This is a genomic window from Nonomuraea insulae, from assembly GCF_042656245.1.
Map to the genome: position 1 here is coordinate 220484 of NZ_JBHSPA010000115.1, position 22881 is coordinate 243364.

Below are 22881 nucleotides of genomic sequence, written 5' to 3' on the forward strand. Positions count from 1 at the left end.
TAGCCCTGCTGACCACGAGGATGTCGCGGCAGCCTCACCATCACGCTGCCGATATCCGTCAAAGCGAAACAAGCTCAAGTGCTACTCGTTTGAAGAGAGACTTTGCAACAACACGTAACCGGGCATGTGCTCAGCGGGACGTGCGCCTTCTCGACCCCTTGCCGGTGCCGCTCGCTGATGAGGATGCTCGCGGGCGGCACTCCGGGTTCAGCCCGCGAGGTCGTCCTACGACTTGTCTGCCGTCACGGTGCACACCCCGTAAGGGCCGCTGCTCTTCGCCTCCCCCACCACCGCACCGTCGATTTTGATCCGGCACTCCACCACGCCATCTGTGCCCGCGTTCTGCACCCACAAATAGAGGTGCGGCTGATCGCCGTCGTAGGCGAGGTCCTTGGTGTATGGGAGCTTGACGCCCTGCTCCTGCTTGATACTGAAATCCTGGCTGTAGGTGATGTTGCCCGCGGACGTCGCCCCGTCCGCACCGACGGCCTCGAGTACCACCTTGTGCTCGCCGCTCGCGGGCGGCGCGTCGGTGGCCTGGCCCGGCTGCTCGTCCACATCGAGCCGCGTCCGCTCCGGCCCGGCCTGGACAGTGGCGCCACCGGCGGCGGAGTACAGAGCGGTCGAGACGAACCCCGCCCACGACAAGCCCCAGAACAGCAGCCACGCGCCCGTAAGGAACCAGCCCAGGATTGTGCCGGCCAGTGCCATGCCGCGCCCGTCTGTCCCGTCGCGACGGATCTGCGCCAACGAGACGTGCCCGAAGATGACGGCGAGGATACTGGTGAATCCGCAGGTAATGAACCCGGTGAGCCCAGTGACGAGCGCCGCGATGGCGAGCCCGTTGGTCTTGCGCTGCGGCTGGCCATACGGCGGGCCGGGCTGACTGTACGACTGCGGCTGATACTGCGGGCCGGAGTGCTCGTAAGGCTGCTGGCCGTACGAATCCTGTGGCGGTTGAGGCGGGTAGCCCATGGGAGCGGCTCCAGAGACGGTGAACGGACGCTGTGGGACGTTCCAAGCATTCCTCTGGTTGACGCGATTCGGATGTCCACATCCGGACACCGCAATGGACTCGCCGCCGCCAGCTGTCATCCTGGCCGGGCTGATCTGCCTCAAGCCGGGACAGCGGACCCGGCTGATCTACCGCATGCTGGTCTACCGGCGCCGCAAGAACGAACGCAAAGGGTTCACCGAGACCGACTACGCCACTCGTAGAAGCCCGAGCAGGACACGCCCAGCCAGGCACACATCCTCGCGATCGCGTGACGAGCCTTCTCCGCATCGATCAGCTCGTACTTGGCGAGCGTCATCGACCGTCCGCCGCGAAGAAGGCGGCCGCTTTTTCAAGAACGTCAGCTTCTCCCGCAGCTCGGCGTTCTCCCACTCCGACTCCCGAATCCTGGCCCGCTCCGGCCCGGACACCGGCTGCTGCTCCTCCTGCGCACTCGCGATCCGATGCCGGTTCATCCAGCTGCCCAGGGTGCCGGCGTTGATGTCGAACTCCCGCGCCACCAACGCGACCGTCCGATCACCCTCCAGCACCATACGGATGGCTTCTTCCTTGAACTCCAGCGAGAACCGCCTGCGACGCCTCGTCACGCACTTACCCCTTCCAGACTTCCGTCAGCTTATGTAGCCGACTGTCCGGAATCTGCGAAGCACCTCACACACCCTTCAGACGGAAGCCCCCGCACCAAGCTTCTACCCGCGCCCACATCTTGATCTAACGGACTACCGGTAGCTGCCTGTCTGTGCGCTCTATAGCGTTTCGCGTTCGGCCGTGAGCAGCCCGCCTCGCTTCAGCCGCGGACGTACCGGATGACTCTATGAATCGCGCCCCCGCACCGCGACGTTGCCAACAAATCAAGCAAAATCAGCGATCGAACCCGATAGAGCTCGATCTTGAAATGCTTCGGCGGAGACCTCAGGCCACCAGCGAAAGAGAACTATGACCTGATGGTAAGCACGAATCCTTTTGTTCGTGTCACGGCGGGCGGTACGGTGACTCCCACTACCAGAACACCAGAAACCGATCTAGGGAGCATGGTTCCATCAAATCGCTTGCATAACTCCATCCGCCCCAATGCAGCGGCTACCCAGGCCTGATGCAGGTGCGGAACCACAGCCCTTTCATTCGATTAGTTGCGAAGATCGGGAAACCACTATGCCACAGTCAACTCTCTCCCAGCACGGGGCCGATGGATTCCTACTGCCTTGGCATGAATACTCAAATGACGACATTTTCGTTAATCTTCAAAACATACGTGACTTTCGAGTCATTGCGCAATATCCGCACTTTCTTGGAGATCCGAAGCCGCTTCAGGAGAGCATCGCCGACCGTCTGTATGAAGAAACGTATGCAATACTAGCCGCAGCAAAACTGAATCGTTTTGATTCGTTGAAGCGCTTGAATGAGGATAACGATCTCGCGATCCGTTACACAGATGATGATCACGGGTTCGTCATTGTTATTTCTGCCGACGGGACTCTCAAGATAAGCCGCACGGGCTCCAGTCTGGAAAGATTCTATCGGTGGTACACGATGTTTATGCCCCACATGAACGACCTCGTGGCAGCAGTGACACAGGAATACGAAGGAGCGCTCAACAGACGTCATGGCTCCGAGCTCAGAGTCACCCCAACCCGAGCGACATACGGATTCAGTTTCCTGCTGCATACATTCAAAAAAGCTGCCGGACGAAAGAGGGAGCGAAACTCTCGCTTGCTCAACGTTCTGCTCACTAAAGTGCCGGGAAAAGATGGGCATCTGGTCTCGTTCACTGAGGACCTCTTTCCCGAGCTTGGTCGAGTTGATATTTCGATTAGCCGATGGAATAGCTCTCCGGCAGGCATCGTTAGAGAGGTGTTCAATATGGAGGCGCCCTCGAACCGAGACTACGGAGCCTTATGGCTGGACTTCTCGTTCATCGGGGAAACCGCAGGCAGCGAAGCGCCACCAAGGGAGATCGTAGATTTCGACGCGTTCTTCGGTCGATACGACATACCAATCAACGACTTCCTGCAAAGGCATTGTCTCTCCAATTTTCTATCTAACCTGACCGAAGGCCTCACGTTTGAATCTTCTACCGGTTGGTTGCCATGACGGTCTCATCAGGCGAATCAACCTGCTTCGTGGTCATGCCATTTCGAGAGCCGTTCACTGGCTACTATGATTCCATCTACGAACCTGGGATTCGCGAGGCGGGATTGATTCCCGTCAAGGGCGACGACATATTTGCGGCAGGAGACGTACTAGGGCAAATTTGGCGCGCTATACGCGAATGTGAGATCGTTTTCGGCGAGCTGTCCTTGATGAACGCGAATGTCTACTACGAAATAGGCCTGGCTCATGCATTGAAGAAGCCAACTGTTTTCGTCGCCCAGAGTGTTGATCTCCTTCCCTTCGATCTGCGAGCGGGACGATGCGTCCCGTACTCGCAGATCGACCCTTTTTGGGGAACGTCGCTGAAGTCAGCTATCACGCGGGCCATCAAGGAGACGCGATCTGATCCGCTGCGGTCGCTTCCCGCTGGGATACTGATGGATTCCTTTCTGGCATCTCCGGACGCGCTTGAGGAACAGGTCGGCAATGAGCGGATCTTTCAGATCGCGACAGAGATCAGGCTGCGGCAATTGCAACAGAGTCTTGACAGGCTGATGATCGGGACCGACGATTCGACGAGCTCAATCCCGAAACCATCGAGCCGAAACGGCACTGCAACGCCTGAAGAACTGCGGGAGGTGGCAAGGAGGCTAATCTCTGCAGGGATGCCGGCCCAGAAAGTCACGAAGCAGCTGGTTGATCTAGGCGCGTCGGAACTCTGGGCCGAACGTATAGTCGCAATGGAAGGCACGCTTTGAAGGCATCACAGGATTATCATTCACGGTACGTCGTTACAGCGCAAATCACGGCCCTTGTCTCTGATTGGTCCGGGGCATGGAAAGCGCACCGTGAGTCATTCGATTACACAATTCTCGGCTACGTTTCTTCCATGGATATCGGCACTGGTCTGAGCATCGACTACTTTTCGGCTGACAGCCAGACACTAAATGTGCAAGTCGCTATGACATGCAAACCCGAGGAAGTGTCCGAAGCCCAGGGCGATTTGGTCGACTTATTGTCGAATCGCTACTCACCAGTGATGATTTCCAGAAGTCATGTAACGGCACGCCCTATTATCGAGAATCCAAGAAGGCAGATCAACAAACTTCGAGGAGTTTTCTGGTGCTTGGCTCCGTTCCGAATCGATAACGTATCAAAGATTTCCAACCGTGAGGTCGTCGTCAGCTACCGAGATGCCAACTTGGAGACATTCGCATCAGCGGTCTTGGCGAACCCAGGCATACATCATCGAATACTCATCGGCCCCGTTGACCTGACTACGTCGGAGATTACTAAGTTCATCTCTGCCCGGAGGCCGGCGGGCGCGCCGAACTCTCGCGACATCACTGATTTTCTAGCTCATGAAGAATCGTTAGTAGATCTTCAATTCATCGTCCGCGCCGATTTACCTACTCTGAGCCCTCGAATGAAAAGTGGACTTCGCGAATTTGGGAGGGGGACCGAGGTCAGAGCCGTACCGGCAGAAATGAATCAAGGATTCTCGCGGGCTTGGGCCAGGTACGAGTTTGCGAGGACCGGTCTCGCCTCCGTGGATCCGATCCGTGTGAGCCTTCCTACGGCGCGGTCGCTATTTCGCTTCCCGGTAGCAAGGGCTGCGTCCTTCCCAGGGTTCGTGGTCGAGCCGCTCCAGCCCGTAAGAATGCCTGCTGGTGCTGCAGTAAAATTGTCCGACACCTCAATCCGGTTCGGCCGGGCAATAGGACCGACTGGCGATATCTCAAATGCATGTCTTGCCATTGGCGATATCGCTCGCCATGTGTTTGTACCCGGCCAGACCGGTTCCGGGAAGTCTACTTTGCTTCGTGCCTTGGCTTGTGGCATTGCTGATACAGGCGACGGGCTACTGTTCATAGATCCTCATGGAGAGACTGTACGGCATCTGTTGGGAGAGATTCCTCGAAAGCGCAGAGAGGACGTTGTCTTCATTGATGCGGCTGACATAGAAATGCCAGCAGCGATCAATCCCTTTAGTGTGAGTGAGGCTCTCCAGCGTGATACAGCGTTGGAGAACGTTACGGCCATGTTTCACGATCTTTTCGACCCGCATCATCAGGGCATAGTTGGCCCTCGTTGGGAAACCATGTTCCGTATGGGCATGTTGACCCTCCTGGCCACCTTCGACACAAAGGCTTCGCTCCTGGACGTCCCCGCGCTCTTTGTCGATGACAAATTTCTGAGGAGGTGTAAACGCTACGTCAAAGACGACGTCGTATTGGAATACTGGGACAAGCAGATGGCCCAGACATCCGACTTTCACAAGTCTGAGGTTTTAGGCTGGTTTTCCAGTAAGTTCACCGCGTTCCGCACCAACTCAGTTTTGAAGGCAGTTTTGGGATCCGGAGCAGACGCTCTGGACGCCCGAGAGGCCATGGATACAGGAAGGATCGTTCTTGTGTCCCTGAGCAAAGGAGAGATTGGCAGTCCGATCTGCCAGCTCTTGGGTTACGTCTATCTTGCAAGGTACTGGAGTGCGGCTCTGAGAAGGCGGTCAGGAAGGCCGTTTACGCTGTTTGTGGACGAGGCTCAGTCTTTCTCCATGGGCAGCCTGCCGGCTATCCTCGCTGAAGGTAGGAAATTCGGCTTACAGGTAATCATGGCGACCCAGTTTTTCGAGCAATTGTCCAAGGAGCTCGTAAGTTCTGTACAAGGTAACGTAGGGAACGTGCTGTCGCTTCGTGTCGGGGTCGAGGATGCCGAACGTCTAGTCGGCCGATTTGGGCCAGAGTTTGATGTCCCGAGTCTGCGCCGCATGCAAAACTTCATGGCGGCTTCTTCTATTCTTGTGCACGGCGTGGTCCAGCCGGCCTTCTCGATATTCATCGACCATGAAACCCACCTGAACAGTCGCATGCGAACGCGTACTACAAATGCCAACGCAATCATACGGCAGAGCCGCCAAACGCTCGCGAGTAGTCGCACTGCATCAATCACGCAAGCCGAGAAAATGCGCGCAGCTTTCCGGGCAATGGGTGACAGTGGCGGTAGAGGTATAACGTGGGACCGGGTCGGCGCTCAAGATGCCGCTGAGGAGGAAGATGTCGCTACATCATTTCTCGAAGAATGGCTCGCTCGACCACCTGATCAGATAGTAGATAGTGATCAGGACGAGCTGAATGGCGATAACGACGCCTGACCGCTCTCTGTCTATTCCTTGGATTGGTGCAGGAACTGTCGTCCGAGGCAAGCGCCGCTGCTCAACTGTGTGACAGTAATGTGGATCATATCGAGGTAGTAGGCGTGTCCTGGGGAATAGTTTAAATCGCCTGATCCCCCGGTAGTTGGTGTGGTCGACGATGGTAAGCCATTTCCGCCTGCCATCCAGGCCGTACACCACCTATAGGTTCATCCGGCTAGGCCGGGCCGTCCGCCAGCGCTCCCAGAAATGCCGCGCACTGGCCTGCGGGCTGTCGTATCCTCCACTTGACCATGATGTCCATCCGTTCGGGGGCGAGCCGCGAGGTCCGCCACTCGTTGATCTCGCTCAACTACGTAACCGAGACCCTATAACGTTCGAATATTACGTTAATTGTCCTGAGCGGCGGTTAAGCAGCGTGGTGATATTCGCTGATCATGCCTGCAACAACGGGTTTTCGGCGGATGGATTGCAGGTCGTTGAGGTCGGTCACGTCGCGGGAGGGCTGGGTTGCGATGTCCGGAGGCCGTTGGCGCCGGGACTGGTGCGGACGGTGCCCGTTCTAATGGTTCAGATACTCCTGCAGCACGCGGGCCAGATGGCGTTCATCGAGGATCAGGATCCGGTCCCGGAGTTCGCGGCGCAGGGTGCCGATAACCCGCTCGCAGATGGCGTTCGTCTTCAGGAAGAATCCCGGCCACAACAATACAAAATAACACCCGGCGGCACTAAGCGGAACCAATCGAGCCGACCCATAATCCGATGATTGTGGGGTCAATGAAACCGGCCCCACCCATAGGAGATCACCCCAGTTCTCTGGCCAACCCCGCCTTCTTGACCAGCCGTCCCCACCGCGGCGAACGCTCGAGCTGCCGGGCGATCACCTCTCCCGCCGGAACCGCCCTCCTCCCCCGCGATCAACCGAGCGATCACCGTTCGGCTCCGCCACCGCCACGTTGGCTCCTACGCTGGCGAGACTGCTAATGATCAGCAACACCCATGGAAGCAGACCACCGCGCGAACCATGCCGACTCGCCCGCAGCAGTGACATCGAAGCCGCCACGATCGTCCCATCCACGGCCAACGGGATGAGCGCAGCAGCCAACGCATCCTCCCCGTGCGTCAGGGCCAACTTGCGCATGTGCCGGAAGGACACCACTGCGGCAATCGCGGCCAGCACGAGAACGGCCGCACGTGGTCGTCCACCGAATCCACCGATCCGACGACATCGCTCCCGCGAGGTGTGTCCCCATTCTCGTCGTCGGCGGCTCGCCAGAGGCCTGCTGCACTTCCGCCTGGCCAGCTTCCTCAGCCAAAGCATCTATGAGAGTCATCGCCCACCTACCGGCGACGTCGCCCTTGCCTGACGCCGCGGAAGCGGCCTCACCGCCTCAATCGTCGCCTGGCGACATCGGCTTCGCTCTGCATCGGCAGGAAATGCCCTGCTCAGAGGGAATCTCACGTGTTCCCTTGTTCTGGGTCCCTCGCAGGGGGCACGCGAAAGTGTGCCGCTCCGGGGACACACAGAAGACCCTGAACAATTACGAGTTCTCGAACTCGTCGCTCACCGACGCTGGTCCGAGCCCTGTCAACCCATCATTACGACATTCAAGCACGCGACAATCGGATTAGAAGCAAGATCCTTAAATGCCGCGCCGTGCCATTCGGTGGTGATCTGTACTGTCTGCGTGTGTTTTGCGTGCCCAGCTGTGCCGAACCCTGACGTGGCGTGTCGGGGCGCGCGAGCACGCACCGAGCACGGTGGATCCCGAACCGATCATTGCGTCGCGGGTCCGCAGGATGAATCCCGTGCTCCAAACTACGCCAGCGCTGCATTGGACAGCGGCCGCTGTGCTCAGCGCGTGCTCGCGCACCCCGACGCGCCGTGCGGATGCCCCCGGGCAGACCACAACCGGTCTGCCCGGAGAAGCGCTTCCCCCATCACCGACCCAAGCCAGGTAGCCGGCGCCATGGATCACGAGCGATGTCCTACGCGGTCGCTGACCTGCCTCGGGCCATAACAGCGAGGCGGACGATCGCGCACGCGAGCCGCTCGGCGTCGTGCAGCGCCGTCCCGTTGTCGCCGTATTCGTGGAACCAGATCTGTGCATCATCACCGTCGTGGGTGAGCCATGCCCCTTCGATGGCGCCGCTGTCACATACATCCTCTGGCCAATGGCGGGTGCACCATGGTCGGCAGCCTGGCCTCTCCTTGATGACCGACGGCAGTTCCGGAACTGCGGAACGGTCGCATCCCGCCGAGACGAGCACGAGAAGGTGAAGAGCGATCTCCTGCGCCTCGTCGAGGTCATGTAGTAGCTGGCGTGATCTCCGGTGGTGCCGCCGCGGAGTCGTTCAACGCGAGCGCACGTTGCGCTTCAGCGAGCTGCGCGATCAGGTCGAGGGCAGCAGCCACAAGCTGCTCACCCAGAACCTGCGCATGCTGGAGCGCAACGACCTGGCGAGCGGGCAGTGCCGCCACGCGTCGAGTACACCCTCACCGAGCCAGGGCGCCGGAGGAGCGCCGCTCAGGTCAGGCGTTGTCCACCTGCCGCAGCTCCGCCAGCAGCTCCGGAGCACCGCCGACCTGGTCCGAGGTGATCTCGGCGGCTTCGGGATCGTTCGCCGCCGGGGCGTCGTCCTGCCGAGCGGCCCCCTCGGCGGGCCGGGACGGGCCCGGCTCCCCGGCCAGCTCAGCGATCTGTTCGGCCAGCGCGCTCAGCTCCTTGGGCCCGAGCCTGCGCACCCGCTGGGCCGAGAGCTCGAACTCCATGCCGTCCGCCCGCCGCACCGTGATTTTGGTGTCGGCGGTTCGATGCCTGAGCCAGGTGATCGTGGCGGCGGCGAAGACCACGCCCGTTGATCCCAGGAGCTCCAGCACGATGGCGGAGACAGGCTGGCTCATCCCGGGTGCTGGCCTGGCCGCGCCGGTCAGCCGTACTCTGCCGCGCAGCTTTTCCTGGCCGTTCAGATATCGGGCCAGGTCCGATATCAGAGTGCCGGATTTGCCCATACTTCGTACCCGGACGGTGACTCTCAACCTGAGTTCCTCTCACGCATGCCAAGACGTCTTGGGGAATCTAGCGGACTCATCATCGTCAGGTACGGCATACTTCCGCATTGCTCGGAACTCTCACATCCGGAATTTGGTTAAAAGATCATGCAGTCACCCGAAATGTCACCTCTCATGCCCATCAAGCCGAGTTTGCCGTTCATCGAACGGTTGCTGGGCGGACGTCCCACCGGCTTCCCCAACCTGCTGGTCTGGCTGGAGCTGGGAATCCTGCGCAACCCGTATGGAGTACTGACCGCGCTCGTCGCGGCCTGGCTCTATATTCCCGCCGCACTCGCTGCGGCGGTCTCCCTCGGCCTGTACGGCGCCCTGCTCGCCACCCTTTTTTCCGTCGTCTCCGGCGATGCCACTATTTTCGCCTCGATAGTGGACATTCCACTCTTCGGCGACGCTATGGCAGCTTTATCGGCAAAAACGAGCGGCGTCGGCGCGGCCGTGGCCGGTGCGATGGCCGGAATGGCGGTCGGTCTCATTGTCGGGCTTCTCTGGATCTTTATCGGGCCCTTTCAGGACGGCCTGATCGACGGGCTCGCGGTCATCCTCGCGACCATCGCCATGGGCATCGGCGTGGGGCTGCTCTACACGCTGTACCGGGTGCTCCTTGAGAGGCGGCTGCTGCAGATCTCGGGCGCGCGCCGGCTCAGCCGGAGGGAGGCGGAGCTGATCCTGCCGCTCGTCGAGGAGGCCGCGGCCCGGCTGAAGCTGCCCGGCCATCCGCCCGTGCTGATCGACGACACCGACGATCCCGGCGCGTTCGCCTACACCAGGCACATCGTGATCACCCGCGGCTTCCTCGAACACTTCGCCTACGACCGCGAGGCGATCCGCGCGGTGCTCGCGCACGAGCTCGTGCACTGGCACAACGGGGACCCTGTCTCCGCCCTCTTCATCCGTGGCGTGGCGCTGCCGCTGTACCTCGTGCAGGCCGCGGCGGGATTCCTGCTCAACCAGACGCGCAACTCCCTGCTGCGCTTCCTCATCTGGACGGTGTTCTGGCCGGTCTTCGTCACCGTCCGCTACCTCGTCGTTCCCACGCAGGCGGTCGAGTCCCGGGAGGCGGAGTACCGCGCCGACCAGGGTGCCGTGCTGGCCGGGTACCGCTCGGGCATGCGCCAGGTGCTCAGCAGCTTCCGCCGTTCTTTCGAGGGCGGGCGCAACGGCTGGGCCGCGGCGATCTGCGCCTCGCATCCACCGTTTGAGCTGCGCCTGGAACGGCTGGAGGAACCCGACCGCGCCTATCCCCTGCCGGAGGACGAATCATGACCACCACGTACCCGCAGGGCGACCTCTCGACGGCGCTGGTCGACTACAGGTCCAGACGGCGACCGGTGGCCATCGGCGCCGCGGTCTTTATGACGCTGGTACTGCTGGTGTTCGTGTTGAAGGTCGTGGAGGGCGTGCTCTTCCAGCCCGCGAACACGGTCCGCGCGTTCTTCCAGGCGCTGAGCGACCGGAACGCCGACGCGGCCAGCGTCCTCGTCGTACCGGACCCGAAGCAGGACCTCACCGGCACGGACCTACGCGGCGGCGCCGTGCTCAAATCGTCCGGCTACACCCCGCCAACGGCCGTCAAGCTCGAGCCGGTCATCCCCGTCGAGGATGATCAGGCGACCGTCGGCGTCAGCTACTCGGTCGGCGGGCGAGAGCAGCGGGTGAAGCTGACCCTAGAGCGCGACGAGCAGGCGAGCGTAGCAGGGCTGTTTCGTGAATGGCGGATCGTCAAGGGCGCGATCGGCGAAGCGCACGTGCAGGTCGAGACGGCCGACACGGTTCTGGTGGCCGACACGCCAGCAAGTTCCGAGTCCGGCATGCTGCAAACCTACGGGTACCCCGGCGGCTACCAGGTCACCCTGCCCGATCAGCCGCTCCTAGAGGCGGAGCCGGTCATCGCGTACACCGGCGCCGACCGGTATTCGGAACTCGGCGTGTTGCAACCCGTGGTCAAGGCCACGGTTCAGAACGAGGTCGATCGGCAGGTGCGCACATTTCTCGACCGGTGCTCGAAGGGGACGGAGATCACCCGCGAGAGCTGCCCGTACCCGTGGTCGAACTATCCCAGCCCGGACCGGGTGAAGATCAAGGTTCTCAGCTATCCCAAGTGCGAGATCACCGTCTCCCGAGGTCAGGTCACCGCCAGCGGGACAGGCCAGATCAGGATTCGCCAGCCGTCGTTCTTCGGCGTCGACGAGAGTACCCCCGGATTCACCGTCTCGGGCGGCGTCACCACCATGAACAACGCTGTGACCTTCCAGTACGTGGCGCAGTGATCATCGTGGTTGTCGCCTTTCCAGCTTGTGGGTGCCGAATATCGTGTCGCCTCACGCGACCTGGGCGTACTCATGTAAGAGGCCGCCGAGCCGGTCTCGTCGGGAAACCTCGATGTCAGCGTCGACTGGATCGGGTAGCGCCCGTAGCGGGCTGGCCTGGTTCAGGGCTCGGTCCGGACGTTGCCTGTTGAAGTAGGTCTCGTACTCGGCGAGGACTGTGCGCAGGTGACGTTCGTTCATGATGAGGATCCGGTCGAGTAACTCGCGGCGTACGCTGCCGACCCACAGCTCCATGATCGCGTTCATCCGAGGAGCTTGTGGTGCGGCGAGCACCACGCGGATGCCCGCGGTCGTGAACACCTCATCGAACAGAGCGGTGAACCTGCTGTCCCGGTCTCTGATCAAGAATCGGAAGTCACAGATTTCGATCGCCCAGGTCGAGTAGCAGGTTGCGGGCTTGCTGGGCGACCCAGCCGGCGGTGGGGTTCGCCGTGACCCCCCGCACGTGGACCCGCCGGGTGGCGTGCTCGACCACGGCGAAGCAGTACAGCCGCGTGAGCATGACAGTCTCCACGCTGAAGAAGTCGCAGGCCAAGATCCCGAACGTCTGAGCATGGAGGAACTGAGCCCAGGTCGGACCGCTGCACCGAGGCGCCGGATCGAAGCCGGCCCTCTTCAAGATCGCCCACACGGTGGCCGGGGACACCTTCCGGCCCAGACCGGCGATCTGCCCGGCGATGCGCCGATACCCCCAGCCCGGATTTTCGGCGGCCAGGCGCAGCACCAAGGCGCGAATAGTGGGTCGGACCGGTGGTCGTCCCGGCCCGTGCTTGGGGTAGGTCCAGCGTCGCTTCACCAGGTCGGCGTGCCAACGCAGCAGCGTCCTCGGAGTGACGAACAGATGACATCGACGGCATCGAGGAAGGAGCCGCGCAAGCGCGGAAAGGATCGCCCGATCCGCCCACGACGGCCGAGGAACGGCCACCTGGCGACGGAGCACAGCCAACTGATGCCACAACACCAAGATCTCCGCGTCCTTGGACGCCTGCGATCGGGCAAGCAGCGCGATCCAGCCGAATACCCGCAAAACGATCAAGTACAACAGCCGCAGAGCCATCCCACGATCCTGCCGGAGCTGGTCTATCGAACACAGCAAAACCCCAGATCAAACCCTGTGACACGATATTCGGCACCCACGAGGCGCCTCTACTGGCCCACCATGCACTGAGGCTTTTCCAACCTGATCGGGCTGATCAGCAGGAGAGAACCGGGACGGGTTGGCATGAGAAGAGGCTCTCGGCAGCTCGTACGCCCGGGTCTGACCCCATGAAGACCAATAGGCTCCTGGTTGCCAGATGTGCCGGTTGAGCGGTCTTTTGACGGCTCGGATCATGTGTGGAGGGATCTCGGTGATGATGATCAGCCAGCTCGTGATCGCCGGGCTGTTGTTCCCGAACCTGTCCGTACAGGCACAGCCCCCTCTCCTCCACGTGATGACGTGGAACGTCTGTGCGGGTACCAACGCCGGGTGCGCGCTCTTTCGCCGCTCGAACGCCGAGCTGGCCTGGCACGTGGCAGTGCTGGCGACCGAGGCGGACGTGGTCTTCCTTCAGGAGTTCTGCACGGACGCCGACGCCGACCTGGAACACGAGCTCGAACGCCGTACCGGCCGGAATTGGAGCGTCCGGTCGGCCGGGCTGATGTACGCGGACGGTTCCCCGTACCAGTGCCTGCCCGACAGAAACGGCAGGCCGCGTGGGGTGCTGAGCGTCACCCTGGCCGTGGCCGGAGCGGACACCGGCCTCGTCGTGCACGCGCTGACCTCGCCGCCGTGGGGAGCCCGCAGGTACGCCGTCTGCACGACCGACCGGGCGTTCTGCACCGCGCACTTCTCGTCGGGATCGAGCTACGACGACAGGCAGAAGGGCAGGCCCTACCGGCACATCCAGTTGCGCGAGCTGTTCAAGCTCGGCCGGGGTGTGATCGGCGGCGACCTCAACCTTGTGCCGCGCGACGCCGCCGCGGCCTACAAGGGCCGCGACGAATGCGACCCGCGCCGGCGCTGGACCTACGTGACCCGCAAGCGGAAGATTGATTACGTGTTCGCCGGTGAGGGCCGCGTACGGAAATGCTTCGTCGATTACGCCCGGAGCACGTGGTCTGATCACGTCCCGCTGCACGCCTGGGTGAGAGCAGGCTCAACGCCGCCTGCACCACGTTGAGCTGGCCCAGCACCAGGTTGTTCGTCATGCCCTACCAGCGAAACGCGGATTTGCGCATCCTGTCCCGCTCGAAAACACGGTTTCGTGCTGCGAGCTGGAGTTTTACTGCGCGATCAGAGCGGCGGCTGCGACCATCACGAGGTGTTGATATCGCTTGTCTACCCGGTTGGTGAGGGGCTTGTTCGGCCTGCTGACCGTGCTGATCCGCTCTGATCTGTCCAAGGATGTTGAACTGCTGGTGCTCCGTCAGGAGAACCAGGTGCTTCGCCGTCAGCTTGGTGGTCAGCCGCAGTGGGGTCACGTCGACCGGCTCTGGCTTACGGCGTTGTCCCGGCTGATCCGCCGCTGCCGGTGGGCGGAGGTGTTCCCGGTCACCCCGGCGGCGATCCTGCGTTGGCATCGTCACCTCGTGGCGCGTAAGTGGACCTTCACCGATAGGCGGCGCCCGGGGCGGCCCGGAACCCGCCGGCCGGTCAAGGCACTGATCGTGCGGATGGCGCAGCAGAACCCGACCTGGGGACACCGGAGAATCCAGGGTGAGCTGGCGCGCCTGGGCTACCCGATCGCGGCCTCCACGGTGTGGGAGATCCTGCACGCCGCCGGCATCGATCCCGCACCCCGCCGGGCCGGGCCGACCTGGCGGCAATTCCTGACCGCCCAGGCCCACGCGATCATCGCCTGCGACTTCCTGGTAGTCGAGACGGTCCTGCTCAAACGGCTGTATGTGCTGATCTTCATCGAACACGGCACCCGGAAACTACACCTGGCCGGAACAACCACACACCCGACCGGAGCATAGACCATGCAGCAAGCCCGCAACCTGGCGATGGACCTGGGCAATCGCATCGCTGAGCTGCGATTCTTGATCCACGATCGCGACCCGCTCTTCACCGCCGCCTTCCAGCCGTCTCATGAACGGCCCGGAAACAGTACGGAGGGGTTCAGCTTCCTCACTACTCGCGATCGGGATGGTCGCGTCCTCGGAGGACACCTTTTGGCGAATCCGCCAAGAGGCCTGGCCGATCTGCCCCCGGGCACACGATGAGCACATCCACCAGCATCGTGAGGGCTGATCAAGATGTCGCTCCATCCCCGTGCTCCGGGTGAGATCCCCACTCAGACGGAACTGGCCACCGCACCAACTCGCGATCGTCTCCCGCTCGGAAACACGATTTCGTGCTCTGACCTGTTTATTCAGCCTTGACTTATATAAGTCGTGGGTGAAATTGTTGCTCGTGCACGCACGCGACATGCTCGGCACCTTCGGCGCCAGTACGGACCGAACTCGCGCGCGCCCGGTGCGAGCGCCACCACCCGCTTGAGACGCCGTCCGCAGAGGGACGAGCAGGCTCCAACGATGAGGAGGAACACGACGAATGATCGACATCGTCAACCAGATCAACGCCACCCACCGGGAGATCGGCACCCAGCCGGTCGCCGCCGGCGCGGGACGCTCACCGCTGCTGCGGCGCACGGACAACGCCTCAATCCAGGACGTGTGGAGCGCCGGCACCGACCCCGACCGGATCAGCCGATGGCTCACCCCGATCGACGGCGACCTGCGGCTCGGCGGCACGTTCCATCTCAACGACAACGCCGGCGGGGACAGCGGCAGATGACCCGCCGCGCGGTGGATCGTCCCGTTCTCATGAGAGGAGCAGACCGATGACCGAGAACCTCACCGCCACAGCGGCCGGCGGGGCGACGCGGACGCTGCTGATGTGCGGCATCGTCGCCGGCCCGCTCTACATCGTCGTGGTCCTGCTGCAGATGCTCACCAGGGACGGGTTCGACATCAGCCGGTACCCGGCCAGCATGCTGAGCAACGGTGACCAAGGGTGGATTCAGATCGCCAACTTCGCGGTCAGCGGCCTGCTCTTCATGGCGGGAGCGGTCGGCCTGCACCGGGCACGCGGTCCGGCGGGCTGGGGCAGCACCTGGGGGCCGCGGCTGGTCGGCGTCTTCGGCGCCGGGATGGTCGCCGCCGCCTTCTTCTCCGCCGACCCTGCCGACGGCTTCCCGCCGGGGACACCCGTTGGCCCGCCCACGAGCATGAGCACGCACGGGATGGTGCACTTCCTCGTCTCCGGGGTCGCCTTTCTCGCGCTGATCGCCGCGTGTTTCGCGTTCGGCCGGCGGTTCGCGGCGGGCGGCCGACGCGGCTGGGCTGCCCTCAGCATGGTGACCGGCGTGCTCTTCCTGACGGCCTGGATCTCGCTCTTCGCGATGCAGGGCTCCCGGGTGGCCAATGTCGCCTTCGCCCTCGCCGTCGCGCTCGTCCTGGCATGGACGTCACTCCTGGCCGCGTACCGGCTGACTCGGCCGGGTGTGGCGGCACCGGCCTGACCGTGGCCTGTGGGTTGCGTCTGACTTCGTGATACAGATCCCGGAAAGAATCAGACAAGATCGGCGTGCTCCGAGGACTGCTTCAACAGCAGGTCAAGGAGGCTCTGATCATGACCGATCTCGACCGCGGCACCGACCGCAGGGGACGGCGGGCCAAGCGGATACTTACGCCCTTGCAGAAGTACGAAGTCTGGCTGCAGCTGATCCGTCAGGAGACCACGGTCGCCGGAGCGGCGATCAATTGGCAGGTAGACCCGTCCACGATCACACGGATCAAGGCGGTGGCCAAGGAGGGCGCGCTGACGGCGCTGTCGGAGTCCAAGCCCGGTGCGCGGGCGCGCGAGCGGGACTGGGAGATCGAGGCGTTGCGGGCCGACAATGCCCGGTTGGCCGAGGCGGTCAAGCAGATAGCGTGAAGCTGACGCTGATCGAGGGAAAAGAGGGCTGGGGCTGAATGGTCCCGTCCCGGTCCGGGTCGAGGCGGTCGTCAAGGACGCGCTGCTGGATCTGGCCGAGCACGCTCAGCGGGAGGGCTGGAGTTTCCTGGATGCCTGCCGGGTGCTGGAGATCACCCCGCTGCGGGTCTATCGCTGGGCCGAACGCCGCGAGCGTAGGCAACTGGCCGACCGGGCGCCGGGCGGCGGGGCGGTGCACGGCCTGCTGCCGGCCGAGGCCGAGCAGATCGTCGCGCTGTTTCACGAGTGGGGCGAGGTGGACCGTTCGCACCGCAAGCTCGCCCATCGCGGTTCCTATCTGGGCCGCTTCTGGGTCTCACCGTCCTCGGTGCACCGGGTCCTGGAGGCCCATGGGTTGCGCGTGCGCGCCCGGCCAGGACCGGGGCACTCCCAGCGCAAGCCGTTCCCGGACTGGGTGGAGTACCGGCCGTTGCAGATCTGGATCTACGACACGACGCATTTCTCCGCGTGCGGGATGGCCGCGCTGGCGATCATGGATCTGGTCTCGCGCAAGTGGATCTGCGAGGTGATCTCCGTCGACGAGACCCACACCCAGGTGATCCTGGGCTTCACCGACGCCCTGGACCGCGAGGGGCTGCTGCCGCTGATCACCGCCCGCGCCGACAGCCTGGTCGATGTCGGCACCGACGTTGGGTGCTCGGCGACCCGCACGCCCGCGAGGCCGTGCGCGACGGCCTGGAGGACGGCCGCACCGGCTCGCGCGCCGGCCAACTGGTCAAGCGCGCCGCCCAGCCGGCCGGGCTGCAGGACCTGGCCGACACCGACGACACCGTCATACTACGCGAGCGCCTGGCGGCCGCCGGCCCCGACGACGACGTGCTCACCGGCGCCGAAGAGGACGCCTACCGGCGCACCGTCGACCGGCACATCGCCATGTGGGCGCTCAGCGATCCGCTCGCCCGGTTTATCTACGACGGCGACCGCTGACCCGGGCCCGAGTCCGAGCCCGTACGTCAGCACAGCCGCCACTGATTCATGGACAAGATCCCGAAGCGAGAGAGGGCGCGCGACCGATGAGACGCCGACTGGACGAAGCCAGAGCCGAACTGCACGCCGCACAGCGCCGCTACGAGGTGGAAGAAGCCGAGCTGCTGGGCGACCCAGGTGAGGCCCAGAACATGATCGACAGGCTTCAAGTGGGAAGTTCGGACCCGACGGGTACCCCCTGCGCCAAAGCTCATAGCTGGTCCGAGAGCTCCCGGCCCGGCCCTGTTCCTGGGGGCGAGAGGGTCGAGGGCTTCTCTTCGCGTATGGCGCTTCCGCAGAGGCCTCCCGCTGATGCTTCGGGGGAGCGGCCGTTGTGGGACCCCGTGGGCCGTGTGAACGGGGCGTGCAAGGCGGGCCAAAACCTCGACAGCGTTCAGACTCCCTCGGTCCAGATGTACCAAGGGCCCTTGAAGTGCTCATAGCTGCCCTCATCTGGATCCGGTACCCGATCCGGGCTGTAGGCGAAGCCGTAGCTCGCCCAATCCATCGTGAGCGAGGTGACCAGGAACCTCGCTCCCCCGGGGATCTTCTCCACGCGATGCGCCCAATACAGGCCCCACCACCCATCACTGTCAAAGTCGCTGCGCACCGACCGGGCGCGGTGCTCCAGACTCGACTCCGACAGGGCGAAGCGCGCGTGAAGGGGCGCGTCGACCTTGACCAGCAGCACGGTGCCCAGCATCAGAGCGAGCGGAACGAACATCCCGGGTGTCCACGCCCGCTTGCGCACGGCAGAGACCAACATCCATGCTAGCCAGATGGCGAGCGCCAGCCAGCATAACGCCAGCGCTAATGCCCAGTAGGAGAGGCCGGGAGTGCTCACCTCAAAGAGCGTCAGGAGCGAGGCGAGTCCGACGGTCCAGGTGAAAGGCAGGACGAGGGAATTGCGAGCCAAGTGCATCGGCGTCATCGTGTAACGCCCGTTGGGCAGATTCTGGACCGCGCCGCTGGCGGAGCAGCACCGGAAGGCCCAGCGAATGTCGCTGGCATCCGTCGAGCGCCTTCTTCGGTTGAGATGGTCACCACTTCTCCCACTCGCTCGTCTTGAAGCACTTCATCGCCCAATAGGCGAGCTTGGACGGCCCTGTCAACCCCACGTAGGGCCCGTGTCCCTGCAGGCAGCGCATCTTCTTGATCGTGACGGGCTCCCACCTGCCGTGCGTGCACGCCGGGATCAGCTTCTTGACGACCGGCTTGCCGCACAGCCACCGGACGCTGGGACGCGGGCTGCCGGCTTGTGTCCACGCGGCCGTGACGGTCTGCGCGGAGACCGGGGCGGCGGAGACGGTGGCACTCGCCGCCGCTGTAGCTGGCGTCCCCGCCGACAGCGCCAGCGTGAGCGCTCCCACCGCGACCACTGTCCCAAGCTTGATGATCATCTTCATGACTTCTTCCTCCCTTGTCGTGCCGGATGTTGTGCGGGCACGTTAGGACGGCGGAAGTTGAGTTTCTGTTGAGATTCCGTGCAGGACGAGTCGGCGGTTCCATTGCCGGGGAGGGCACGGCTGAGACGCTGGTGTCCGGTGTCACCTGGGCGGTCAAGCGTGTCGGACGGCTGGAACGCGCGGTGGAGCGGCACGGCGCGGCGCACCGGATCCCGATCGGGGCACGCCGAGCGGCTCGCGGCCGCCCCGAACTGCACCTGGACGCGCTGTATGACGCTGACCGGTTGGAGGCCGCTCGCGCCCACCGCCACTCGCAGTGCAGGTCGGCAACCGTGGCTGCGACCTGACCCTGGACCTGCCCCAAGAGCGTGTCGGTGCTGTACGGGCTGGCCGATCCGGAGGTGGCCCAAGCCATTGAGGACGCCTTCGCCGAAGCCGTGACCGATGTCGTGGCGGCGGTCGAGGCCGGGCCGGCTACGGCATCCGCGGTCGGAAGGGCGAGGGCAAGAGCGGCGCGCGGGAGATCAGCGGCATCGGCGCCGAGCTGCTGGCCAAGATGGGGCTGGAGGACGCCGCGGCGGCGAGCAGCGCGCAGCGCAAGGCCGCCGGCGCCAAGACCCGCAGCACGGCCCAGCCCGCAGGAGATCGCCGCGTGGATATGGCGACCGGAGGACGGGCTGACCGGATACACCAAAATCGTGTCCCGGGCCGACGTGCTGGCCGAAGTGATGGACGCGCTGCCGGACGGCGTCGAGGGCCTGGCCGACGCCGACGCGCTGACCGATCAGGTGCTGCAGCATGGCCCGGTGGTGGCGCTGGCCACGCCCGCCAGCGCCACCACCTTGTCCAACGGGGAGCGCTACACCTCCACCGACATCACCGACGCCGAACAGAGCGCGCTGACGATCGCCCGGGACGGCTACGGCCAGGACCTGGTCGTCATCGACGCCGCGGCGGCCGCGCTGGCCGTCGACGCCTACCAGGCCGGCACCGGCCTCCAGCTGTCGGACTCCCAGCAGGCGGTGCTGGGGCGGCTGCTGGGCGACGGGCACGCGGTCGAGGCGGTCATCGGGGTGGCCGGCGCGGGCAAGACCACCATCATGGCCGCCGCCCGCTCGGCGTGGGAGAGCCGCGGTCTGGTGATCGTCGGCGCGGCCACCGCCGCGGTGGCCGCGATGGGGCTGGCCGCCGAATCCGGCACCGCTTCCAGCACCATCGCCAGCTGGCTGCAGCGCATCGCCGGCGGGGCCGGCCTGGACGGCATCGACGTCCTGGTGGTCGACGAAGGCGCGATCGTGGATGACCGGCGGCTGCCACTCTGCTGACCGAGGCGCAACGGGCCTCGATGAAGATCGTGATGATTGTCGGCCCGGTCCAGCTGCGCGCGGTCGGCGTCGGCGGGCCTGCGCCGGGCCCGCCAGGACCTGCAGGACGCCGAGCGCGAGGCGATGGCCGCCGTGCGCCGGGCCAGCGCCCTGCTGGCCCTGTCCCAGCGCCCGTACGGCCTGCTCGACGACGCCCAGCTGGAGGCCCGAGTGCGGTCGCTGACAGAGCGCGCGGGCGCGGCGGCCGCCGCCATCGAGGCCGCCGAACAGGCGCTGCAGCAGAGGCGCGCCCAGCTCGCCGAGCAGGCCCGCCAGGCCCAGGCCGCCGAGCAGGCCGCCCACCGGCCGCAGCAGGCCCGCCAGACGGTCATCGAGGGCCGCGAGCAGATCCGCCGGCTGCGCCAGCGCGAGGCCGACATCATCGGGGTCCACTGGATCTGGACTGCGCTTCTGCCCCTGTTCACGCTCACGTCCAGCCCTCTGCTGATCGGCGTCATCGGTGCCGCGTGCGCGTTCATCGGACCGCTGTGGAACGTCGTGATCGTTAGCCACGCAACCGTTCTTGTTCCTAACGACCTGCTGGGGCGCGTCACCAGCGCGGCCATGACCCTGTCCTGGGGGGTCATGTCCCTGGCCTCTCTCGGCGCCGGTTACCTCCTGTCCAGCGTCGGACCAACCGGCTCCGTACTCGTGCTGACCACAATGATGCTCGTTACCGCAGTCATCGCCACCGCCAGCCCGGCCGTCCGGCAAGCCCCACCACTGCCCGCACACGACGAGTCGGCCTAACGCTCGACCGCCAAACCAGGCGATCGCCCTACTCCGTGGGCATGAGCACGGTCTTACCGTCCGGGACTCGGCTTGCATAGCACCGCGAGTCCGCATAGTCCACCCAAGGTCATCAGACCAGACCGGTGCGCTCCCCCTATTCCGCACGCTCGAATAGCCGAAGTTACCGATATTCGCCTTCGAGTGCGGCAGCCGGCCGGTCATGCAGCACCGTGTACCCGGCTATTGGCTCCAGCGAGCGCAGACGGCGCGCCGTGGCCTGCTCCCCCCGCGCGCCCTTGCGCCAGGCCGCCGTCGGCGAATGCACCCGCCAGCGCTGGACGGTGTCGGCCAGCGCCACCACCGCGGCGGCTGCCAATCCCGCCCACCAACTGCCGGTCCCAGCACGGTCGGGGCTGTCCATCCGGGCCATGTTCCACAGCCTGGCCGGGCGCGCAAAGGGTGGCCTGGCCACCACATTCGCCGTTGCCTCTTCAGCGGTCTGACAGATCCTCAACAGATCCTCAACACGACCGATCTACCCTCCTCTCATACCGATCGAGATGGGAAGTGGTCATGGGTAGGCTTTCGCGGTTCGGGCTCGTCGTCGCAGGCGTGGTAGTGGGCGGCGCGCTCGCCTGGGGAGGGGTCGCGGCGGCGGGCCGGCTGTCGGGGCCCGCGGTCACCGTCGTGAAGGAGAGCAGGCAAGTCCCCAAGGGTTATCTCTCCACGAATGTGGTGTGCCCGGAGGAGCAGCGCGCCATCGGCGGCGGTTACGCCTACTACGGAGACCACGAGCTGGATAATCGTGTGACTGTCGAGGTGAACGCGCCCGAGGCCACCAGCGACAAGCCAGGGAGCGTGGCCGACGCCTGGAGTCTGTTCTTCCTCAACCCCAAGAGCAAGACGATCACCGTCGAGGTTTCGGTGATCTGCGCCCCCATCGGCTAAGCTTGACGTTTAACCTCTGGCCTGGACATTTGTGGCGATTCGGTCTGAGATCCGCCTATCCGGCATATCGGATTGTCACCATCCAGGGACGGCGCGTCTCCATGACATCGGGCGGCCATCGCCTCATCTTCGCTTCGAGCGAGAAGACCGAGGAGGAGACGATGGCCGTGACTTCCATGCTGGCACGCGCGGCGGCCGGTGTCCCAGCGCTTGACGGGGAAGGCTCTCACCTTGAGGCGCTGAGCGAGCTATCGGAGTTCCGCGAGGAGTTCCACACCTGCCTGACCGCGCGACGAGACGAGCTGTTCGACCTGACCGAGGCGGTGTTATGCGCCGACGGACCAGTACGGACGCTGGTCGGGCTGGCGTTGGTACCCGAGCATCGGCGTGGGCACGGCGCGTTGTACGACGCGATCAATCACGGAAGCGTCGAGATCAACCGGCTGCGTCAGACGCTGGCCGCCCTCCCGTCGCCGGGCGGTTCCCCGCGCCCGACGACGAGGGCGAGAAGGGTGTGCTGGAAGCATATCTGCGGGCCATCGCGAAGGCTGAGCGCCTCATCTACTTCGAGAACCAGTACTTCACGAACGAGGCGATCACGCGAGCGCTGGTTCGGGCTCTCAACACCACGGACGAGCTCGAGGTGATCCTGCTGCTGCAGATCGATCCCGACATCTACGCCCATTTCCTCGGCGCGTGGACGAGTTACCCGCTCTGGCAGCGGTAGCGCATCGAGACGATCCGCAAGAGCCTGACCCCCGCGGCACGTGAGCGGTTCGGGGTCTTCACCCGGTGGACGCACCTCGGGCCGCGGCCTCCCG

The 22881-nt window shown here is 64.1% G+C and carries 27 protein-coding genes and 3 pseudogenes; 18 read left to right on the plus strand and 12 right to left on the minus strand.

The genetic code is table 11. The annotated features are described in order from the left end of the window. Nucleotides 1–225: 225 nt before the first annotated feature. Entirely contained in the window at nt 226–975 is a 750-nt protein-coding gene (locus ACFPZ3_RS64515; RefSeq protein WP_379524287.1) for a DUF4190 domain-containing protein, read from the minus strand. Nucleotides 976–1203: 228 nt separating this feature from the next. Beyond that, a complete protein-coding gene (locus ACFPZ3_RS64520) occupies nt 1204–1602 on the minus strand; it encodes a transposase (protein ID WP_379524288.1) in 399 nt (132 codons plus the stop codon). 565 nt (nt 1603–2167) lie between these two features. On the opposite strand from ACFPZ3_RS64520, the gene ACFPZ3_RS64525 reads away from it, so the two are divergent. The 3 genes from ACFPZ3_RS64525 (at nt 2168) to ACFPZ3_RS64535 (ending at nt 6260) form a co-directional block, all read left to right on the plus strand. Then, on the plus strand, nt 2168–3106 hold the full coding sequence (locus tag ACFPZ3_RS64525; protein WP_379524289.1) for a hypothetical protein: 939 nt from the start codon (nt 2168–2170) through the stop codon (nt 3104–3106). Then, nucleotides 3094–3864 (plus strand): hypothetical protein, encoded by a 771-nt coding sequence (locus ACFPZ3_RS64530; RefSeq protein ID WP_379524290.1) that lies wholly within the window; start codon nt 3094–3096, stop codon nt 3862–3864. The genes ACFPZ3_RS64525 and ACFPZ3_RS64530 overlap by 13 nt, the downstream gene beginning before the upstream one ends. Before the next feature lie 131 nt (nt 3865–3995). After that, the gene (locus ACFPZ3_RS64535; RefSeq protein ID WP_379524291.1) at nt 3996–6260 is read left to right on the plus strand and encodes a type IV secretory system conjugative DNA transfer family protein; all 2265 of its coding nucleotides are present in this window, start codon (nt 3996–3998) and stop codon (nt 6258–6260) included. 562 nt (nt 6261–6822) lie between these two features. On the opposite strand, the gene ACFPZ3_RS64540 is transcribed toward ACFPZ3_RS64535, so the two are convergent. Together ACFPZ3_RS64540 and ACFPZ3_RS64545 are read right to left on the minus strand one after the other, a co-directional pair. Continuing rightward, entirely contained in the window at nt 6823–6963 is a 141-nt protein-coding gene (locus ACFPZ3_RS64540; protein WP_379524292.1) for an integrase core domain-containing protein, read from the minus strand. A 177-nt stretch (nt 6964–7140) separates the two neighbouring features. Further along, the gene (locus ACFPZ3_RS64545; protein WP_379524293.1) at nt 7141–7581 is read right to left on the minus strand and encodes a DUF2637 domain-containing protein; all 441 of its coding nucleotides are present in this window, start codon (nt 7579–7581) and stop codon (nt 7141–7143) included. A gap of 1050 nt (nt 7582–8631) precedes the next feature. On the opposite strand from ACFPZ3_RS64545, the pseudogene ACFPZ3_RS64550 reads away from it, so the two are divergent. Further along, a pseudogene (locus ACFPZ3_RS64550) lies at nt 8632–8679 on the plus strand (hypothetical protein); the annotation flags it as partial. A 114-nt stretch (nt 8680–8793) separates the two neighbouring features. On the opposite strand, the gene ACFPZ3_RS64555 reads toward ACFPZ3_RS64550, so the two are convergent. Beyond that, nucleotides 8794–9300: an effector-associated constant component EACC1 gene (locus ACFPZ3_RS64555; protein WP_379524294.1), complete on the minus strand. Its 507-nt coding sequence runs from the start codon at nt 9298–9300 to the stop codon at nt 8794–8796. A gap of 147 nt (nt 9301–9447) precedes the next feature. Here ACFPZ3_RS64555 and ACFPZ3_RS64560 point away from each other — a divergent pair, with 147 nt between their 5' ends. Then, nucleotides 9448–10596 (plus strand): M48 family metalloprotease, encoded by a 1149-nt coding sequence (locus tag ACFPZ3_RS64560; protein ID WP_379524295.1) that lies wholly within the window; start codon nt 9448–9450, stop codon nt 10594–10596. Nucleotides 10597–10661: 65 nt separating this feature from the next. Then, on the plus strand, nt 10662–11600 hold the full coding sequence (locus ACFPZ3_RS64565; RefSeq protein ID WP_379524296.1) for a hypothetical protein: 939 nt from the start codon (nt 10662–10664) through the stop codon (nt 11598–11600). A gap of 51 nt (nt 11601–11651) precedes the next feature. On the opposite strand, the gene ACFPZ3_RS64570 is transcribed toward ACFPZ3_RS64565, so the two are convergent. Then, nucleotides 11652–12005 carry an integrase core domain-containing protein gene (locus ACFPZ3_RS64570; protein WP_379524297.1) on the minus strand — a complete coding sequence of 118 codons (354 nt, stop codon included), beginning with the start codon at nt 12003–12005 and terminating at the stop codon, nt 11652–11654. Between the two features lie 10 nt (nt 12006–12015). Then, nucleotides 12016–12717, minus strand: coding sequence for a helix-turn-helix domain-containing protein (locus ACFPZ3_RS64575; RefSeq protein ID WP_379524298.1), 702 nt, complete (start codon nt 12715–12717; stop codon nt 12016–12018). 295 nt (nt 12718–13012) lie between these two features. Between ACFPZ3_RS64575 and ACFPZ3_RS64580 the strand changes: the two genes are divergently transcribed. The 5 genes from ACFPZ3_RS64580 (at nt 13013) to ACFPZ3_RS64600 (ending at nt 16584) form a co-directional block, all read left to right on the plus strand. Next, complete coding sequence (locus ACFPZ3_RS64580) at nt 13013–13822, plus strand: endonuclease/exonuclease/phosphatase family protein (RefSeq protein WP_379524299.1); 810 nt, start codon at nt 13013–13015, stop codon at nt 13820–13822. Nucleotides 13823–14000: 178 nt separating this feature from the next. After that, nucleotides 14001–14621 carry a hypothetical protein gene (locus ACFPZ3_RS64585; protein ID WP_379524300.1) on the plus strand — a complete coding sequence of 207 codons (621 nt, stop codon included), beginning with the start codon at nt 14001–14003 and terminating at the stop codon, nt 14619–14621. A 577-nt stretch (nt 14622–15198) separates the two neighbouring features. Further along, nucleotides 15199–15441 (plus strand): SRPBCC domain-containing protein, encoded by a 243-nt coding sequence (locus ACFPZ3_RS64590; RefSeq protein WP_379524301.1) that lies wholly within the window; start codon nt 15199–15201, stop codon nt 15439–15441. 46 nt (nt 15442–15487) lie between these two features. Further along, nucleotides 15488–16168: a DUF998 domain-containing protein gene (locus tag ACFPZ3_RS64595; protein WP_379524302.1), complete on the plus strand. Its 681-nt coding sequence runs from the start codon at nt 15488–15490 to the stop codon at nt 16166–16168. A 110-nt stretch (nt 16169–16278) separates the two neighbouring features. Then, nucleotides 16279–16584: a hypothetical protein gene (locus ACFPZ3_RS64600; RefSeq protein ID WP_379524303.1), complete on the plus strand. Its 306-nt coding sequence runs from the start codon at nt 16279–16281 to the stop codon at nt 16582–16584. Here ACFPZ3_RS64600 and ACFPZ3_RS64605 read toward each other — a convergent pair. Then, nucleotides 16568–16909, minus strand: coding sequence for a hypothetical protein (locus ACFPZ3_RS64605; RefSeq protein ID WP_379524304.1), 342 nt, complete (start codon nt 16907–16909; stop codon nt 16568–16570). The two genes, ACFPZ3_RS64600 and ACFPZ3_RS64605, sit on opposite strands and share 17 nt — an antisense overlap. A gap of 158 nt (nt 16910–17067) precedes the next feature. Further along, nucleotides 17068–17268: a hypothetical protein gene (locus tag ACFPZ3_RS64610; protein ID WP_379524305.1), complete on the minus strand. Its 201-nt coding sequence runs from the start codon at nt 17266–17268 to the stop codon at nt 17068–17070. Between the two features lie 9 nt (nt 17269–17277). Here ACFPZ3_RS64610 and ACFPZ3_RS64615 point away from each other — a divergent pair, with 9 nt between their 5' ends. Next, complete coding sequence (locus ACFPZ3_RS64615; protein ID WP_379524306.1) at nt 17278–17571, plus strand: hypothetical protein; 294 nt, start codon at nt 17278–17280, stop codon at nt 17569–17571. A gap of 433 nt (nt 17572–18004) precedes the next feature. Here ACFPZ3_RS64615 and ACFPZ3_RS64620 read toward each other — a convergent pair whose 3' ends face one another. Together ACFPZ3_RS64620 and ACFPZ3_RS64625 are read right to left on the minus strand one after the other, a co-directional pair. Further along, the gene (locus ACFPZ3_RS64620) at nt 18005–18532 is read right to left on the minus strand and encodes a hypothetical protein (protein WP_379524307.1); all 528 of its coding nucleotides are present in this window, start codon (nt 18530–18532) and stop codon (nt 18005–18007) included. A gap of 118 nt (nt 18533–18650) precedes the next feature. Further along, nucleotides 18651–19010, minus strand: coding sequence for a hypothetical protein (locus ACFPZ3_RS64625; RefSeq protein ID WP_379524308.1), 360 nt, complete (start codon nt 19008–19010; stop codon nt 18651–18653). 374 nt (nt 19011–19384) lie between these two features. On the opposite strand from ACFPZ3_RS64625, the pseudogene ACFPZ3_RS64630 reads away from it, so the two are divergent. The 3 genes and pseudogenes from ACFPZ3_RS64630 to ACFPZ3_RS64640 all read left to right on the plus strand — a co-directional run. After that, a pseudogene (locus ACFPZ3_RS64630) lies at nt 19385–19513 on the plus strand (hypothetical protein); the annotation flags it as partial. Nucleotides 19514–19714: 201 nt separating this feature from the next. Further along, nucleotides 19715–20341, plus strand: a complete 627-nt coding sequence (locus ACFPZ3_RS64635; protein WP_379524322.1) for an AAA family ATPase — start codon at nt 19715–19717, stop codon at nt 20339–20341. A gap of 36 nt (nt 20342–20377) precedes the next feature. Further along, a complete protein-coding gene (locus tag ACFPZ3_RS64640) occupies nt 20378–21130 on the plus strand; it encodes an MFS transporter (protein ID WP_379524309.1) in 753 nt (250 codons plus the stop codon). Nucleotides 21131–21293: 163 nt separating this feature from the next. Here the strand turns inward: ACFPZ3_RS64640 and ACFPZ3_RS64645 are convergent, their stop codons facing one another. After that, on the minus strand, nt 21294–21533 hold the full coding sequence (locus tag ACFPZ3_RS64645) for a hypothetical protein (protein WP_379524310.1): 240 nt from the start codon (nt 21531–21533) through the stop codon (nt 21294–21296). Nucleotides 21534–21685: 152 nt separating this feature from the next. Here ACFPZ3_RS64645 and ACFPZ3_RS64650 point away from each other — a divergent pair, with 152 nt between their 5' ends. The 3 genes and pseudogenes from ACFPZ3_RS64650 (at nt 21686) to ACFPZ3_RS64660 (ending at nt 22787) form a co-directional block, all read left to right on the plus strand. Next, nucleotides 21686–22060: a hypothetical protein gene (locus tag ACFPZ3_RS64650; protein ID WP_379524311.1), complete on the plus strand. Its 375-nt coding sequence runs from the start codon at nt 21686–21688 to the stop codon at nt 22058–22060. A gap of 176 nt (nt 22061–22236) precedes the next feature. After that, nucleotides 22237–22524, plus strand: a pseudogene (locus tag ACFPZ3_RS64655) (transposase); the annotation flags it as partial. Nucleotides 22525–22574: 50 nt separating this feature from the next. Next, nucleotides 22575–22787: a phospholipase D-like domain-containing protein gene (locus tag ACFPZ3_RS64660; protein WP_379524326.1), complete on the plus strand. Its 213-nt coding sequence runs from the start codon at nt 22575–22577 to the stop codon at nt 22785–22787. The last annotated feature ends 94 nt before the right edge of the window (nt 22788–22881 follow it).